At 69.9% G+C, this 11,972-nt stretch carries 11 protein-coding genes and 1 pseudogene; 7 read left to right on the forward strand and 5 right to left on the reverse strand.

Annotation, left to right across the window (positions count from 1 at the left end):
* Positions 1-28: 28 nt before the first annotated feature.
* On the reverse strand, positions 29-172 hold the full coding sequence (locus tag ACFU7D_RS25035) for a hypothetical protein (RefSeq protein WP_378729850.1): 144 nt from the start codon (positions 170-172) through the stop codon (positions 29-31).
* An 89-nt stretch (positions 173-261) separates the two neighbouring features.
* On the opposite strand from ACFU7D_RS25035, the gene ACFU7D_RS25040 reads away from it, so the two are divergent.
* From ACFU7D_RS25040 to ACFU7D_RS25055, 4 genes are all read left to right on the forward strand, one after another.
* Positions 262-1,236 (forward strand): helix-turn-helix domain-containing protein, encoded by a 975-nt coding sequence (locus tag ACFU7D_RS25040; protein WP_378872463.1) that lies wholly within the window; start codon positions 262-264, stop codon positions 1,234-1,236.
* A 41-nt stretch (positions 1,237-1,277) separates the two neighbouring features.
* Positions 1,278-1,868, forward strand: coding sequence for a dephospho-CoA kinase (coaE, locus tag ACFU7D_RS25045; protein WP_378872466.1), 591 nt, complete (start codon positions 1,278-1,280; stop codon positions 1,866-1,868).
* Between the two features lie 87 nt (positions 1,869-1,955).
* On the forward strand, positions 1,956-3,248 hold the full coding sequence (locus ACFU7D_RS25050) for a glycoside hydrolase family 3 N-terminal domain-containing protein (protein WP_378872469.1): 1,293 nt from the start codon (positions 1,956-1,958) through the stop codon (positions 3,246-3,248).
* Positions 3,249-3,363: 115 nt separating this feature from the next.
* Positions 3,364-4,503 carry a DNA polymerase IV gene (locus ACFU7D_RS25055; RefSeq protein ID WP_378872471.1) on the forward strand — a complete coding sequence of 380 codons (1,140 nt, stop codon included), beginning with the start codon at positions 3,364-3,366 and terminating at the stop codon, positions 4,501-4,503.
* Positions 4,504-4,604: 101 nt separating this feature from the next.
* Here the strand turns inward: ACFU7D_RS25055 and ACFU7D_RS25060 are convergent, their stop codons facing one another.
* The 3 genes from ACFU7D_RS25060 to ACFU7D_RS25070 all read right to left on the reverse strand — a co-directional run bounded on the left by ACFU7D_RS25060 (position 4,605) and on the right by ACFU7D_RS25070 (position 9,332).
* Positions 4,605-5,552 carry an RNA polymerase sigma factor RpoD/SigA gene (locus ACFU7D_RS25060; protein WP_378729860.1) on the reverse strand — a complete coding sequence of 316 codons (948 nt, stop codon included), beginning with the start codon at positions 5,550-5,552 and terminating at the stop codon, positions 4,605-4,607.
* Between the two features lie 205 nt (positions 5,553-5,757).
* Positions 5,758-7,872 (reverse strand): S9 family peptidase, encoded by a 2,115-nt coding sequence (locus ACFU7D_RS25065; RefSeq protein WP_378872475.1) that lies wholly within the window; start codon positions 7,870-7,872, stop codon positions 5,758-5,760.
* Positions 7,873-8,021: 149 nt separating this feature from the next.
* Positions 8,022-9,332, reverse strand: coding sequence for a DNA polymerase IV (locus tag ACFU7D_RS25070; RefSeq protein WP_378872478.1), 1,311 nt, complete (start codon positions 9,330-9,332; stop codon positions 8,022-8,024).
* 136 nt (positions 9,333-9,468) lie between these two features.
* Between ACFU7D_RS25070 and ACFU7D_RS25075 the strand changes: the two genes are divergently transcribed.
* A complete protein-coding gene (locus tag ACFU7D_RS25075) occupies positions 9,469-10,392 on the forward strand; it encodes a DUF4192 domain-containing protein (RefSeq protein ID WP_378872480.1) in 924 nt (307 codons plus the stop codon).
* Positions 10,393-10,398: 6 nt separating this feature from the next.
* Here the strand turns inward: ACFU7D_RS25075 and ACFU7D_RS25080 are convergent, their stop codons facing one another.
* A complete protein-coding gene (locus ACFU7D_RS25080) occupies positions 10,399-10,875 on the reverse strand; it encodes a hypothetical protein (protein WP_378872483.1) in 477 nt (158 codons plus the stop codon).
* Positions 10,876-10,968: 93 nt separating this feature from the next.
* Between ACFU7D_RS25080 and ACFU7D_RS25085 the strand changes: the two genes are divergently transcribed.
* Both ACFU7D_RS25085 and ACFU7D_RS25090 read left to right on the forward strand, forming a co-directional pair.
* A complete protein-coding gene (locus ACFU7D_RS25085) occupies positions 10,969-11,547 on the forward strand; it encodes an HhH-GPD-type base excision DNA repair protein (protein ID WP_378872486.1) in 579 nt (192 codons plus the stop codon).
* Positions 11,548-11,691: 144 nt separating this feature from the next.
* A pseudogene (locus ACFU7D_RS25090) lies at positions 11,692-11,972 on the forward strand (RNA polymerase sigma factor); the annotation flags it as partial.

An 11,972-nucleotide genomic window follows, 5' to 3' on the forward strand; every position in this document is an offset into this window, starting at 1 on the left:
CCTTTCGAGGGGCCGGGCATTCGGCTTTCTAGGGGAGCCTGGCCGCAGGCTGGAAGGCCGGGTCGATGGCGTGGGACCGGGGAGCGGCCTTGGGGCGGTCGCCGTGGATCGTGGCGAGCGTGGCGTAGGTGACGAGGGCGAACAGTGCGATGAGGATCAGTGCTGTGGTCATGGCAGTAATTCTTCGCTACCAGGTATTCCTGCCACATTGGCAGAAATGCCTAAGTTGCGTGATTTCCTGCCAACTGGCACCCTTCTGAGGTGCTTAGGAACGTCGCTGCGGTGATCTGGGACGGTGTCGCCCCCTTCGAGTTCGGAGTCGTGTGCGAGGCCTTCGGGCTCGACCGGCGCGACGACGGGGTGCCGTTGCTGGAGTTCGGTGTCTGCTCGCTCGAGCCCGGCTTGGTGCGCTCGAACCTGGGCTTCGGGATCGAGGCCACCCACGGTCTGGAACGGGCCGACGAGGCCGACCTGGTGTGTGTGCCGGCCATGCGCCGGGGCGACCCGGTGCCGCCGCGGGTCGCCGAGACGCTGCTGCGCGCCTATCACCGTGGTGCCCGGATCCTGACCGTCTGCGGCGGGGCGTTCGCGCTGGGTGCGGCGGGTCTGCTCGACGGGCGTGAGTGCACCACCCACTGGAAGTACACCGACGAGCTCGCTGCGAGGTTCCCCGAGGCGAAGGTGGTGCCCGAGGTGCTCTACGTCGATACCGGGCAGATCATCACCAGTGCCGGCACCGCCGCCGGGCTGGACGCGTGCCTGCACATCTGGCGCCAGGAGTACGGCGCAGCGGTCGCCTCCGCCGTGGCCCGCCGCATGGTCGTGCCGCCCCAGCGCGACGGTGGTCAGGCGCAGTTCATCTCCCACCCGGTGCCAGAGGTCGACGCCGAGACGCTCGGTCCCCTGCTGGCCTGGATCGTGGAGAACCTCCACGAAGACCTCGACGTGGACTCGCTCGCCCATCGAGTGCTGATGTCCTCGCGTACGTTCGCTCGCAGGTTCCGCGCCGAGACCGGCGCGACGCCCTATGCCTGGATCACCGCGCAGCGCGTGCGCCGGGCCGAGGAGCTGTTGGAGCGCACCGACCGGTCGGTGGAGTGGATCTCGAGCGAGGTCGGCTTCGGCAACGCAGCGGCCCTGCGCCACCACTTCACCCGGGTGCGGGGGCTTTCCCCGCAGGCCTACCGGCGCCGGTTCGCCTGCAGCGACAGCCTCGACTCGGCCATGCCGGCCTAGGTGGCGCGAGGCGCCGACAACGGCCCTACTAGGTTGGGGCCATGCGCGTAGGACTCACCGGCGGGATCGCCTCGGGGAAGAGCACGGTGTCGGAGCTGCTGGCCGGGTTCGGGGCGGTGATCGTGGACTCGGACAAGATCGCCCGGGAGGTCGTCGAGCCCGGTACGCCGGGGCTCGCCCACGTCGTGGCGGAGTTCGGTCCGTCGGTGCTGACCGAGTCGGGCGCGCTCGACCGGGCGAAGGTGGGGGAGATCGTCTTCGCCGACGAGGGCGCCCGCGGGCGGCTCAACGCGATCGTGCACCCGTTGGTCGGGGCGCGCTCCACGGAGCTCGAGGAAGCCGGCCGGGCGGCCGGCAAGCTGGTCGTCAACGACATCCCGCTTCTGGTCGAGGTGGGCTACGCGCCCTTCTTCGACGAGGTGATCGTCGTCGACGTACCGGTCGAGACCCAGGTCGAGCGGGCGATCGCGCGCGGGATGACCGAGATCGACGCCCGCGCCCGGATCGCCGCGCAGGCCAGTCGCGAGGATCGGCTCGCCGCGGCGACGTACGTCATCGACAACACCGGCACCCTCGACGACCTGCGCAAGCGGGTGCGGGAGATCTACGACGCACTCGCCGGAACGCGGTGATGAGCGGGTGTTGCTGACATACTCGGCCGCGTGACTGGGGGCATGCACACCGATTCAGAGGATCAGCAGCGTCGTCCGAGGCGGTGGATGCGACCGGTGATCGCCGGGGCCGTGCTGGCCCTGGCGGCCGGCGCGGGCGCGGCGGCGGTGACCGTCGGAATGCCGACGAGGGCCGAGGAAGAGCCGAACAGGCCGGCCGCCGCCACCACGAAGACCGACCCGAAGAAGGACACCACGCCGCTCGCCTGGGGGCCGACGCGCGGAGAGCTGGCGACCGCCCGCGAGCTGGTGGCGGGCTGGGACGAGAAGCAGCTCGCCGGACAGGTGATCGTCGGCCGCTACCACGGCACCGACCCGGCCAAGGCGGCCAAGATGGTGCGCAAGCTCCACCTCGCCGGGGTCAGCGTGACCGGCGAGAACGTCGTCGACGAGGCCCAGGTGCGTGAGACGACCGCCGCGGTCTCCCGAGCCGTGGCGGCTGATGGCCGCTCGTTCCCAGCGGTGATCGGCGTCGACCAGGAGGGTGGCGTCGTCTCCCACCTGCGCGGCGTGGCCACCGAGTTCCCGGAGTTCGCGCGCACAGGGGACGCCATCGAGGCGAAGCCGCGCAAGGGAGTCACGGCGACGACCGAGGCGGCGCGGACGACGGCGCTCGAGCTGCGCGACCTGGGCTTCACCTGGGCGTTCGCGCCGGTTGCCGACGTGACCGTCGGCGCGGCCGATCCGACGATCGGCTCGCGTTCCCCGAGCGAGGACCCGAGGATCGCCGCGACGGCGGTCTCCGCGGCCGTGCAGGGCTACAACGCCGCCGGCCTGGTCTCCACCACCAAGCACTTCCCGGGCCACGGCGCCGTCACCGGTGACACCCACCTCGGCCTCCAGGAGCTCGACTTCGGGAAGAAGAAGCTCGAGCGCCGCGACCTGGTGCCGTTCGACGCGGCGGTGGACGCCGGGGCGCCGGCCGTCATGATCAGCCACGTCGACGTCAAGGCAGTGGCTCCCGGGAAGCCCGCCAGCATGGCTGCCCCCATCTACGACCTGCTCCGTGACGACCTCGGCTTCGACGGCATCGCCGTCACCGACTCGTTGGGGATGGGCGCGGTCACGACCACCACCAAGAAGCCCTCGGTGGCCGCCCTCGAGGCCGGCGCCGATCTTCTGCTGATGCCGGCCAACTCCAAGGCCGCGCACCGCAGCGTCGTCAAGGCCCTGCGCTCGGGTCGGCTGGACCGCGCTCTTGTCGAGGACGCCGCCGCGAAGGTCGTGGCCATGCAGATGTGGCAGCAGCGCACCGCCGAGGCGGTGCCGGTTTCCGGTGACGTACGCGAGCAGGCCGAGAAGGCCTCCGCGGCGCTCTCCGAAGCCGCCTCCGAGGGCTGACCCCTCGCCGCGCCCGTTCGTGGCACCATCGGGGCATGAGCGAGCGCCAGCGAGCGACCATAAGCCTCATGCCGACGCCTCCGTACTCTTGGCCTTCCTGCACGGAGGCGCCGGCATGAGCGTGGTGCTGCACGTCGACCTGGACCAGTTCATCGCGGCGGTGGAGGTGCTACGCCGGCCCGAGCTGGCAGGGAAGCCGGTGATCGTCGGTGGGCGCGGGGACCCGACCGAGCGGGCGGTGGTCTCGACGGCCTCCTACGAGGCGCGGGCGCACGGCGTGGGTTCGGGGATGCCGCTGCGGCTGGCGGTTCGGAAGTGCCCCGACGCGGTGCTGCTGCCGGTCGACCACGTGGCCTACGACGAGGCCTCCACGGGCGTCATGGACACGCTGCGATCGCTGGAGTGGGGCGGCGTACCGGTCCTGGTCGAGGTCCTCGGCTGGGACGAGGCCTTCCTCGGACCCGGCCCCGACCACGGCGACCTCGGCGATCCGGCGGCCTTCGCCCAGGACGTGCGCGACATCGTGCTCGAACGCACCCGGCTGCGCAGCGGCGTCGGTGTCGGTGACAACAAGCTGCAGGCGAAGCTCGCCACGGGGTTCGCCAAGCAGCGCGTCGACGGTGCCCTCGCGCGTGAGGCCGGGGCGGGCGGGCACGAGCCCGGTCCGGATGGTCAGCCGCGGGGGACCGGTGTCTACCGGATCACGGGGGAGTCGTGGGACGCCGAGATGGGTCACCGCCCGACCGACGCGCTGTGGGGGATCGGGGCGAAGACCGCGAAGCGGCTCGCCGGCCTCGGGATCGAGACGGTGGCCGACCTGGGTGCGGCCTCGGCGGAGGGCCTGGCGGCCGCGATCGGCCCGACGACCGGGCCCTGGCTGCGCCGCCTGGGTCGTGGCGCCGACTCGAGCCCCGTCGACCCCTCGCCGTGGGTCGCGCGGGGTCACGGCCACGAGGAGACCTTCCAGCAGGACCTCGTCGAGTGGCCCGACATCGTCGCTGCGACCCGGCGCCTGTGCGGTGAGTGCCTCGAGGACGTGCTGAAGGAGGGCCGCCCGGTCACCCGGGTCGAGATCAAGGTGCGCCTGAAGCCGTTCTTCACCGTCACCCGCGGCCACAAGCTCCCCGAGCCTACCCTCGACGGTGATCGCCTCGCCGACGAGGCCGAGGCACTCCTGGAGCGGGTCGAGAAGGACCGCCCGATCCGCCTCATCGGCGTACGCCTGGAGATGGCCCCGCCTCCGGAAGGCTACTGACCGCCGAGGCGTCAGCCCCGTCGGCCGACCGGGCTGACGTCTCGGCACAGAAAGACTCGGCACCCCTCACGAGGAGGAGCGCCGAGTCAGGTGGGTAAGGATCAGGCAGCGAGGTCGGGATCGGCGAAGCGGCGCAGCTTCTGCAGGGCCTCGCGCTCGAGCTGGCGTACGCGCTCGGCGGAGATGCCGTGCTTGACGCCGATGTCGGCGAGCTTGTGCTGACGGCCGTCGGTGAGGCCGTAGCGGGAGCGGACGATGTCGGCGGAACGCTCGTCGAGCTGGCCGACCAGCGAGTTGAGCCGCTCGCGCGACTCGACGTCGATGACGTCCATGTCGGGCGACGGTGACGACTCCTGAGCCATCAGGTCACCCAGCGAGGTGTCGCCGTCCTCGTCGATCGGCGTGTCCAGCGAGACGTGGTCACGGCCCCAGGAGAGCAGGTCGAGGACGCGGTCGATGTCCATGCCGAGCTCGTTGGCGATCTCCTCCGGCTCCGGGTCGCGGCCGAGCTGACGCTCCAGGGTGCGGCGGGCGCCGCCGACCTGGTTGAGCTCCTCGACGACGTGGACCGGGAGCCGGACCACACGCGCCTGCTGGGCGATGCCCCGGGTGATCGCCTGGCGCACCCACCACGTCGCGTACGTCGAGAACTTGTAGCCCTTGGTGTAGTCGAACTTCTCAACGGCCCGGATCAGGCCGGTGTTTCCTTCCTGGATCAGGTCGAGCATCGGCATCTGCGCGCGGCCGTACTTCCGCGCGATGGACACCACCAGTCGCAGGTTGGCGTTGATGAACTGACGGGTGGCGCGGTGGCCTTCCTCGGCCAGCCACTCCAGCTCGGCTCGGGTGGCTCCACCGGGTGCCTTCTTGCGGCCGACGCGGCCCTCGGCCAGCAGGTGCTCGGCCATCAGGCCGGCCTCGATCGCCTTGGACAGCTCAACCTCTTTGGCAGCATCCAGGAGCTCGTTGCGGGCGATCTCGTCGAGATACAGCCCGACGCTGTCACGGCCCTCGATCTCTCGGGTGGCAGTGGCGGTGCGTGTCGCCATGGGAACCTCCTCACGGTGAGGTTTGTGGCCTCACGGTGGTTTCAACGCTTCGCCCCTCCCAGGTGTTCCCTGGTAGAGCGCCTTGTCATCGAATCCGTCTTCGATCTCTTGTCCGGTTCGACGTACGCCGCGGGCGATAAGTTGCATCATGAGGTGAATCTCAGGGGTTTCTCATGGAGTACCCCGAGATTCCCGCAGATATGCCCTACGAAGAGGTCACCTGGTCGATCATCCAGGCAAGGCTGAACGCCCGGTCCTCCCACGCCTTGTAGCGCCCCGAGACTCCTCCGTGTCCGGCCGCCATCTCCGTCTTCAGGAGTACGTCACCAGGATTCTCTGCCGTCGCGCGCAGCTTGGCGACCCATTTCGCGGGCTCGACGTAGAGCACCCGGGTGTCGTTGATGCTGGTCTCGGCCAGGATCGGCGGGTAGTGCTGGGCGGTGACGTTCGTGTAGGGGTCGTAGGAGGACATGTAGTCGTAGGTCTCCTTGTCGGCCTCCGGGTTGCCCCACTCGTCGTACTCGGTGACCGTCAGCGGCAAGGAGGCGTCGAGCATCGTGGTCAGCGCATCCACGAACGGCACTGCGGCGACCACCGCGCCGACGGCGTCGGGCGCCTGGTTGGCGACCGCGCCCATCAGCAGCCCGCCGGCGCTGCCGCCCTCGGCGATGATCGTCTGTGGCGTCGACCAGCCCGACTCGGCGAGGTGGCGCGCACAGGCGATGTAGTCGGAGAAGGTGTTCTGCTTCTTCAGCATCTTCCCGTCGTCGTACCAGGCCCTGCCCATCTCGCCGCCGCCGCGGATGTGGGCGATCGCGAACCCGATCCCACGGTCCAGCAGGCTCAGCCGGGCGATGGAGAAGTAGGGGTCCATGCTGGCCTCGTAGGAGCCGTAGGCGTAGAGCAGCACCGGGATCGGCCCCGACTCGTGGAGCCCCTTCTTCGCCACGATCGAGATCGGCACGCGTACGCCGTCCTCGGCCGTCGCCCACAGCCGGTGCTCCTCGTAATCGTCGCGGTCGTAGCCACCGAGGACCGGGGCCTGTTTGAGCAGGGTCAGCTCGCGGCTGCGTACGTCGTAGTCGTAGACGGAGGCCGGGGTGCGCATCGTCGTGTAGCCGAGCCGCACGACCGGGCTCTCGAAGGTGGGGTTGGAGCCGGATCCGATGGTGTAGAGCTCGTCGTCGAACTTCACCAGGTAGTCGTCGGCCACCCCGTTCTCGCCGAGCTCCAGGATGCGGAGCTGGGTCAGGCCGTCGCTGCGCTGGTGCACGACCAGGTGGCCGGCGAACGCGTCGACGTCCTCCAGGCGTACGCCCTGGGTGTGGGGGACGAGCGGCTGCCACTCGGTCCGCGGGGTCGGAGCGATCGGCGCGGTGGCGATCTCGAAGTCGGGGCCCGAGGCGTTGTGGGTGACCAGGAAGACGTCCTCGCCGGCGATGGTGGCGTGCTCCACGGAGTATTCGACGCCCTCCTCACGGGCGGCGAAGACCTGCCAGCCGGCGTCGGGGTCGTCGAGGTCGAGGAAGCGGTACTCGGCGGTGATCTTCGCGGCGGTGCCGATGAACATGAACCGGTCGGACTTGGTCCGTCCCACGCCGACCCAGAACCGGTCGTCGGTCTCGTGGAAGACCAGCTCGTCCTCGTCCTGGCTGGTGCCGAGGCGGTGGCACCAGATCTTGTCGGCGCGCCAGGACTCGTCGGCGGTCGTGTAGAAGAGCGCCGAGGAGTCGCGGTCCCAGGTGGCGCCACCGTGCACGTTGGTGAGCTCGTCGTCGAGCAGCTCACCGGTGGTGAGGTCCTTGACGCGTACGGTGTAGCGCTCGTCGCCGGCGACGTCGGTCGCATAGGCGAGGAGGGTGGTCGAGGGGCTGACGGAGGAGCCGCCGAGGCTGAAGAAGTCGTGGCCCTCGGCGAGCGCGTCGAGATCGAGGAGCACCTCCTCGCCGGTCACCTCGTCGGGGTTCGGCGGGGTCCAGTCGTCGGGGTCGGTGGCCTTCACCCGGCAGCTGGCGCCGTACTGCTTCCCCTCGAAGCTGCGGCCGTAGTACCAGTAGCCGCGCGACCGCGTCGGCACGCTCAGATCGGTCTCGAGCGTGCGCGCCTTGATCTCCTCGAAGATCTGCGTGCGCAGGTCGGCGAGGTGGTCGGTCTGCTCCTTGGTGTAGGCGTTCTCGGCCTCGATGTAGGCGATGACCTCGGGGTTCTCCTTCTCCCGGAGCCACTCGTAGTCATCGGCCCGGGTCAGGCCGTGGAACTGCTTGGACGAGGGCTTCTTGGGGGCGATCGGCCAGGGCGTCGAGGAGAGGGCGGCAGACATGAACGAGACCCTATCCCCGCGACCCTCGAAGCCCCGAGCGCAGGACCGGCACGCCGGGCGCATCGCGCGGCGCTATCGCACACCTTGGCTGCTCGGCGCGATACCGCACCCCATCGCCGCGACGGCGAGTCCCGAGCCGGGGGAGGGGTTCAGGACTCGCTGAGCGGCCGCAGGTCGGGGTCGTCGGCGGCGTAGGACCGCACCGGCCCGGCGGGAGTCTCGGCGGTCTCGAAGCGCACGGTCACGACGCCGCGTCCCGAGCCCCAGACCCAGCCCCGGCCCATCTCGGCGTGGACGACGTCCATCCCGGCCGCCCAGGTGGGCCGGCGCACCGGCTCGGGCAGGGGGAGGTCGGGCTCGGCGTCCTCGTCGGTGTCGTCGCCGAAGAGGTCCTCCTGGATCCAGTCGGCGAGCCCGGAGACGCCGACCCCGAGCAGGCGTACGCCCCCGGCCGTCTCGCCCGCGGTGAAGAGCTCACCGAGCAGGGCCCTGGCGAGGCGGGCGATGGCGCCGGCCTGGTCGGTGGGGGCCGGCAGGGTCGTGGAGCGGTTGATCGTGGTGAAGTCGTAGAGCCGCACCTTGATCGTGATCGTGCGGCCCGAGAGACCGTTCTTCTTGAGCCTTGCCGCGACTTCGCCCGACTGCCGGGTGAGGATCTGCTCCATGAGCGGCCGGTCGGTCAGGTCGGTGTCGTAGGTGCCCTCCACGCTGACCGACTTGGTCTCGCGCTCGGGCTCGATGCGACGGTCGTCCTGGGCTCGGGCCAGCTGGTAGAGGTTGGTGCCGTGGGACCTGCCCACCAGGCGTACGAGCTCCTCGACGCTGACCTGCTCCAGATCGGCCACCGTGTGGATGCCCGCGCGGCGCAGGCGCTCGGCGGTGGCAGGGCCGACGCCGGGGATGACCTTCACGTTCATCGGGCGGAGCAGGTCGAGCTCGGTGCCGGGCGCCACCACGACGAGGCCGTCGGGCTTGTCGAGGTCGCTGGCGATCTTCGCGATGAACTTCGAGCTGGCCAGGCCGACGCTGGCACTCAGGCCACCGGTGACCTCGGCGACCTCCTCGCGGATCCTGGAGGCGGTCTCGGTGACGGTCTCGACCTCGAGGTCGGGGAGGTCGGCGGCGGCGAGGTCGACGAAGGCCTCGTCGAGCGAGAGCGGCTCGACCAGCGGGGACAGATCGCGCAGGATCCCGAAGACCTGCTCGCTGACCTTCTTATAGGCATGGAAGCGGGGGTAGAGGAAGGCGGCATGGCCGCACAGCGCACGGGCCTCGCGGGTCGACATCGCCGATCGGACGCCGAATGTCCTGGCCTCGTAGGAAGCGGTGCTGACCACGCCGCGTCCGCCGATGCCGCCCACGACCACCGGCTTCCCGCGCAGGGACGGCTTGTCGCGCTGCTCGACCGAGGCGAAGAACGCGTCCAGGTCGAGATGCATCACCGACGCGTGCGCTCTCATGGTGGCAACCTATCTGGCGGCGGGGACAGTCTGTTTCGGGCCGTTGACCATCCACAGGAATGGTTGGGGAGGCGGTTGTTCACAGGCACGGTTATTGGCGCCGAAACTGTCGGTGGGTCGCGGCGATCGTGGTCGCATGACCACGAAACTCTCCATCGCCCGTCCCGAGGACGTCCTGGCGGCAGTTCCCGTCCTGCTCGGCTTCCAGCCCGAGAAGTCGCTCGTCATGCTGACCTTCGGCGGTGAGCATCAGGTCCACGGCAGGATCGACCTACCTCCGCCGGACGAGGTCGAGACCTGCCTGGACAGCCTGCTGCTGCCCGCCGTCCGCCACCAGGTGCGCGGTGTCCTGCTCGTCCTCTACGACAGTGGCCCACGCTTCGGGGTGAAGCTCGCCCGCCGGCTCGCCGAAAGGCTCGCCGAGTGCGAGATCGACCTGATCGGGTGCCTGCGGGTGCAGGACGGCCGCTGGTTCGACCCGCTCGGGTTCCACGACGTTCCCGACGACGGCGTGCCGTTCGACGTCGGTGCGCATCCGTTCCGCGCCCAGGCGGTCTACGACGGCCACCTGGTGCGCCGCTCGCGCACCGAGCTGGCCGCCTCGATCGCTGCAGTCCCCACGGCCGTCGCCGAGACCGAGGCGGCGCTGGGGCAGGCGGCGTCGATGAAGATCTACGAGGTCGGCCGGCTGGTCGACGACGCGGTCGCCGGGACGATGCTGTCGGCCGGTCAGATCGCCTCGCTGCTGCTCGCGCTGCGCGACCCGCAGCGGCGCGACGCCGCCTGGGGTGGGATGACCCGGGAGGAGGCCACGGCTCACGTGCGCCTGTGGACCGATGTCGTACGCCGCAGCCCCGACGACCACGTCGCCCACCCGGCCGCGGTGCTGGCCTTCGCCGCCTGGTTGGGCGGTGACGGCGCGCTCGCCTGGTGTGCCCTCGACAGGTGCTTCCGGAGCGAGCGCCACCACGGTCTCGGGGTGCTGGTCGCGCAGATGCTCGATGGTGCCGTTCCTCCGACGGCCTGGGAGGAGGCGCTCCGGTCGGACCGTCCGGCCTAGGTGCACCTAGTCGTTGCGGTAGCGCAGCCGCTTCCACCGGCGACTCAGCCCCGAGCGCGGGTCGAGCCACGCGTTGCGGGTCACCACGACGTACGTCAGGGGTGCTCCGATCTCCCGGAATGCCTGCCGGGCGGCGGCGAGCCAGCGGAGGTCGACGTCCTCGATCTCCAGGTCACCGGCGCCGATCTCCTCGGGCTTCGCTGCAGTCGAGCGAGTCAGCCACACGATCGGGTCGGGCACACCGACCCGGCGGCGCATGCTGTGGATGATGTCGGTGCGCAGCCACGGGTCGGTGGGCTCGTCCTCGCGATGCGCGTGGGCGACCTCCTTGCCGCCGGGGATGCCGAGATGGACGAGCGCCAGGAACGAGCGCCGGTGCTCGGTCGCGGTGTGGTCGAGCACAGCACGTCTCAGCCGCTTCTCGAGCACTGGCGAGAGCGGCTCGTGCAGCCCTTCGACGGATGTCTCGGACAGAGTGGGCATGGAGGCCATGGGCCCAGCGTGCAACGGATGCCGGAATCCCGCGACCCGCTTTCCACAGGCATGACCGCGTACTGCGCGGCGAGATGAGGCAGGATGTCCCTTATGCCTTCTCTCCACATCACCGGCGACGAGGCCGCCGACAAGCTGCTCTCCGAGGATCCGTTCGCGCTGCTGCTGGGTATGGCCCTGGATCAGCAGTATCGGATGGAGGATGCGTTCAAGGGAGGTCACAAGCTGGTGACCCGCCTCGGCCATCTGGATCCCGCCAAGATCGCCGAGATGGACCCCGAGGAGTTCAAGACGATCGCCTCGACGCCGCCGGCGATCCACCGGTTCCCCGGATCGATGTCGGCGAAGGTGCAGGGCATCGCGACGATCGTCACCAACGAGTACGGCGGCGACGTCACCCGGCTGTGGACCGAGGCCGCCAGCGGCAAGGACCTGCTCAAGCGGATCCAGGCGCTCCCGGGCTTCGGGAAGCAGAAGGCGCAGATCTTCGTCTCGCTGCTGGCCAAGCAGCTGGGAGTGCGGCCCGATGGCTGGCAGGAGGCCGTCGGTGACTACGCACTCGAGGGTTACCGTTCTGTGGCTGACGTCGTCGACGTTGCGTCGTTGCAGAAGGTACGTGACTACAAACAGCAGAAGAAAGCCGCAGCCAAAGCAGCCGGATGAGTTGCTGGGGGACATGATGCCCCGGATGGGGATTGTTCACCACCATCGTGGCAGAATGAATCTGCGGCTCTTGACGACCCCGGGCCCTGCCGCGCCCAAACTCAGTTTTGATAAGTCTCGACCAAGTTCGACGGAGAGGTGTTCGTGTCCTCGAACGCGCGCAAGATACCCGCTGAGGTACTCGCCCACCCTGCCGTGAAGGCACTGATCGACCAGGCCAAGCCAACCGGACGGGTCAGTCCCGACCAGGTCCGCCAGGCCAGCGAGGATGCCGCGGTCGAGCCCAGGCACCTCAAGGCACTGCTCGGTCACCTGAGCACGCTCGGCATCTCGGTGGACCTCGGCACCGCCGTCACCGGCCGTGCCGCGGCGGCGACGACCTCGACCCGCAAGACGACCACGGCCAAGGCGCCGGCGAAGAAGGC

Source organism: Nocardioides sp. NPDC057577, assembly GCF_042801335.1.
Classification (GTDB): domain Bacteria; phylum Actinomycetota; class Actinomycetes; order Propionibacteriales; family Nocardioidaceae; genus Nocardioides.

What these genes read in the sequence shown, in the direction of transcription:
- ACFU7D_RS25035 (WP_378729850.1), bottom strand. Translation starts at nt 172, where the DNA reads ATGACCACAGCACTGATCCTCATCGCACTGTTCGCCCTCGTCACCTAC.
- ACFU7D_RS25055 (WP_378872471.1), top strand. Translation starts at nt 3,364, where the DNA reads ATGAGCGTGGTGCTGCACGTCGACCTGGACCAGTTCATCGCGGCGGTG.
- ACFU7D_RS25060 (WP_378729860.1), bottom strand. Translation starts at nt 5,552, where the DNA reads ATGGCGACACGCACCGCCACTGCCACCCGAGAGATCGAGGGCCGTGAC.
- ACFU7D_RS25070 (WP_378872478.1), bottom strand. Translation starts at nt 9,332, where the DNA reads ATGAGAGCGCACGCGTCGGTGATGCATCTCGACCTGGACGCGTTCTTC.
- ACFU7D_RS25065 (WP_378872475.1), bottom strand. Translation starts at nt 7,872, where the DNA reads ATGTCTGCCGCCCTCTCCTCGACGCCCTGGCCGATCGCCCCCAAGAAG.
- ACFU7D_RS25050 (WP_378872469.1), top strand. Translation starts at nt 1,956, where the DNA reads ATGCGACCGGTGATCGCCGGGGCCGTGCTGGCCCTGGCGGCCGGCGCG.
- coaE (WP_378872466.1), top strand. Translation starts at nt 1,278, where the DNA reads ATGCGCGTAGGACTCACCGGCGGGATCGCCTCGGGGAAGAGCACGGTG.
- ACFU7D_RS25075 (WP_378872480.1), top strand. Translation starts at nt 9,469, where the DNA reads ATGACCACGAAACTCTCCATCGCCCGTCCCGAGGACGTCCTGGCGGCA.
- ACFU7D_RS25080 (WP_378872483.1), bottom strand. Translation starts at nt 10,875, where the DNA reads ATGCCCACTCTGTCCGAGACATCCGTCGAAGGGCTGCACGAGCCGCTC.
- ACFU7D_RS25085 (WP_378872486.1), top strand. Translation starts at nt 10,969, where the DNA reads ATGTCCCTTATGCCTTCTCTCCACATCACCGGCGACGAGGCCGCCGAC.